3 protein-coding genes are annotated in these 3279 nt (G+C 30.8%); all 3 read right to left on the reverse strand.

The window, feature by feature from the left end:
- Positions 1 to 106: 106 nt before the first annotated feature.
- From PY092_RS19560 to PY092_RS19570, 3 genes are read right to left on the reverse strand one after another with little or no spacing between them, the layout of a single operon-like run.
- The gene (locus PY092_RS19560) at positions 107 to 895 is read right to left on the reverse strand and encodes a protein kinase domain-containing protein (protein WP_275617406.1); all 789 of its coding nucleotides are present in this window, start codon (positions 893 to 895) and stop codon (positions 107 to 109) included.
- Positions 892 to 1401, reverse strand: a complete 510-nt coding sequence (locus PY092_RS19565) for a hypothetical protein (protein WP_275617407.1) — start codon at positions 1399 to 1401, stop codon at positions 892 to 894. Before PY092_RS19565 ends, PY092_RS19560 begins: the two co-directional genes overlap by 4 nt.
- A 10-nt stretch (positions 1402 to 1411) precedes the next feature.
- The gene (locus tag PY092_RS19570; RefSeq protein ID WP_275617408.1) at positions 1412 to 3007 is read right to left on the reverse strand and encodes a hypothetical protein; all 1596 of its coding nucleotides are present in this window, start codon (positions 3005 to 3007) and stop codon (positions 1412 to 1414) included.
- Between the last annotated feature and the right edge of the window lie 272 nt (positions 3008 to 3279).

Consider the following 3279-nt stretch of genomic DNA (forward strand, 5'->3'; position numbering starts at 1 on the left):
GATTATTACAACCATGAAAGAAGACACCAGTCCATCGACTATGAAAGACCTATCGATCTATTTAAGAGAGCGGCTTGAATTATATTAGTTTTGTAGAGAAACTGTCCTAAAGATCGGGGTATCTACATTTATACCTTTTAAGGTTTTTACCGAATGCTTTAATTGCTTCTTTATCTCTCTCTTCTGGATTAGCAAATAAACCTTTTAAAACCTCAACGTCTATTTGATATTCTACTTCTAAATAGTTCCTGTAATAATCATAACAACATATACTGTATAGTAGGATACCAAATTGATATATATCAGCCGTTTTATCTACAACTCCTTTTTTAGAAAATTCATCAGGTATTAAAGCTGGGTATAAATTTTCTGCATCTGCTGTCAATCCATCAACCAAGAAACGAGACTGACCAAAATCACCTACCACTAATTTACCATCATCACCAATAAATAGATTAGATGCTTTTAAATCTAAATGCAATATATCTAATGAGTGCAAATGAATTAAACTTTGGATTATATCATGTGCATATCGTATGATAGTGTCTAAAGGAAGTGTGAAACCTGTTGCATATTGTTCTTGTAAAACCCCACTTAAAGTACCGTTTCTCATATACTTCGTTACTACCCTGGGAATAACTTCTTCACCTCCATCTGTATTACACAACCCTACAAAGTAAATGGGTAAAATACGAGGATGTTCTGACTGTGACAGTTTTAATGCCTCGTGAAAAAAATTCTCAACTTCTTCTTCTTTCTCCTTGCCATTTACATTAATATCTTTTACCGCAACTTCTCTTTCAAGCCTTTTGTCAATAGCAAGGTATGTAGAACTAAAAAAACCTTGTTCTTCAAAATCTTTAATTTTTTCAATTTCAACTGTCGTTAATATCATTGCGTTAAAAAGTTTTTATAAGCAAGGACTGCTAATAATGATTCTGTTATGGGCGCCCTATCAGCAGCTGAATATTCAGCATCTAATTCAATTTTAAAAATCTCTTCTAATTCACTTAGAGTCTTATCGTAAACCTCATTATTTTGCAATAGTGCGGTAATTGAGTTTTTTACTAAATGTCTGTTTTTCATACCGTTACTTCCTGCTATTGAAAGCATAACACCTTCAAGATATAATTTGAAAAAGTCGGACTTCTTAGGTCTTCCATTAAATGAATTACTTTCGGTCTTCTTAACCACTATGGCATCAATCTTATATAGTGATATTAGTGACAATACGTTATCCTTGTGCCAATTTAAAATTTCCCCTGTGTTTTCTCTAAATGAAAACACCGAAGGACTTCTAAATATGTTTGTTACGATTTCATTTTCGTCGGTAAGTATTACTACAGCCAACTTACCAAAACCATTTAAAACCGAGCAATGTATTCCTAAAATGTTTAACATAATTTATTCATTAATAAAATTTTTCAATAATTCCCTTTAAATTCCTGAAGTCATTTTCCACTAGAAAGTCAAACAATTTTTGCCTATTATAAAATAAATCCAATCGCTTTGGCTTTAGACTGCCCTTTTTTAATTTATCTAAGTCGTCAATAGCTTCTTTAGTATATTGACTTGATGTTATGTAACAGCCTTTAAAAACATAACCCTCACCAATATCTGTTTTGAACTTATCTTTAATAAAGGGTAGAGTCTTTTTAAAAAACCAGCTAATTGTATTTTTTGTTTTGTAATCACCTAATGGAATTTCATAAGTTGATTTGTAACCCTTTAACTCAACTACAATAATTTCTTTTGGATTTGTTGATTTAATCACATAATCATATTCATACCCCTCAGTTATGATAGTATTATCTTCTTTATTTACAATATTTTTAGAGAAATAGTAATTAGGCTTAATTTCTGCATTTGGATATTGATGTTTTAACACTTGATACATAACAACCTCAAAGAGCGTTCCTTTTATGGCTTTTAATTGATCATCTTGTCCGGATGCATTAATTGTTCCAAGAGTATCTGTTATAATTCTTTCAATATCATCTTGCTCTAATAGCTTTTTGTTTAATTGAAGCTTTGAAATGTTCTCTAAGACATTAAAAATATTTGAGCCATATATAGAACTAACATTATAACTTAGAAACCCTAACTTTTTAATCTTGTTTAAAATTAATCTCGAACTGTTTTTATAGACAATTATAGGAACAACTTTTCGCTTCCCTTTTGAAACCGAATTAAGATTAATTTGTATACGACTCAAAAACCCGTCTAAATCAACTTGTTCATAATCTCTATTAATTAAAATGTCTAATACAACCAAAGTTTGCTTTTCTGGAGAATTAGAATCTTTGGCAACAGAATCGTTAAGACCCGTTGTCTTTGTATAACCAAATGCATCCCAAACTAAATTGTTATGCTTAGCTCCTTTGGAAGGATTGGTTTTATTTCTATAAATAACATTTCTATTATCAATCAAATTTGATTTAACAATCCAATCAATAATATCCTTTATAAATACCGTATCTATTGACATTTTGGCAAAATGCATATCCATCAGACTCTCTTCAATTCCTCCTTTGCCTTTTAAGATGATGTACCTAACTAAATTCTTATCTGTTTTTTGATAAGCTATATCAAACTTTGTTAACAACCCAATCAAATCATCTAGATAATCAACTTTTGAGACACCTTTTATCAGCGGTGAAGCTGTAATTTTCAAGGCTTCATAATAGGATAAAATTCCTTTGTTCACATCTAATGCTACAAGTAGCCGAAAAAGCACAGGTCTATGCTTTTTGGAAATTAATTTAATTATGTCTTTAGTGAAATTAACGGTGGGATTACTATAAGCGAACTGGCCTTTACCAAAAGTTAAAGGTACTGAGGATTTAATGAGGCCTTTTTGAGCCGCTCTTTGGATTATTTTTCGAGCATTACTATTCTTAATTCCAAATTCATTTTCGAGTAACTTACATATATCACCACTAACTAATACATTTTTATCCTCGAGAGCTGCTAATAGAAAAGATTCGTATTTATTCAAATAAGCCATAGTGATTGTCACACTGCACTTATATTATTTAATTAATGCTCTACTGGCAAGCTTAAATTTTTAATGCAACGATACTTTAATGTTATATATAACTGATTATCAGTATTTTGAAAATTACACAAATTTACCCTTCTTACTCAAACAAGAGACTGTAAACTGAACTCTGTCTGAAAAAGATTAGAAGTATTAATTTTATTCAGACAGTACCATGACAAAGAAAGAACAGACAGAATTTGAAAAGAAGGTGCTCGAGCAGTTCATGTCGGGCAAGA

The organism is Flagellimonas yonaguniensis, from assembly GCF_029193885.1.
Classification (GTDB): Bacteria; Bacteroidota; Bacteroidia; order Flavobacteriales; family Flavobacteriaceae; genus Flagellimonas; species Flagellimonas yonaguniensis.

What these genes read in the sequence shown, in the direction of transcription:
- PY092_RS19560 (WP_275617406.1), bottom strand. Translation starts at nt 895, where the DNA reads ATGATATTAACGACAGTTGAAATTGAAAAAATTAAAGATTTTGAAGAA.
- PY092_RS19570 (WP_275617408.1), bottom strand. Translation starts at nt 3,007, where the DNA reads ATGGCTTATTTGAATAAATACGAATCTTTTCTATTAGCAGCTCTCGAG.
- PY092_RS19565 (WP_275617407.1), bottom strand. Translation starts at nt 1,401, where the DNA reads ATGTTAAACATTTTAGGAATACATTGCTCGGTTTTAAATGGTTTTGGT.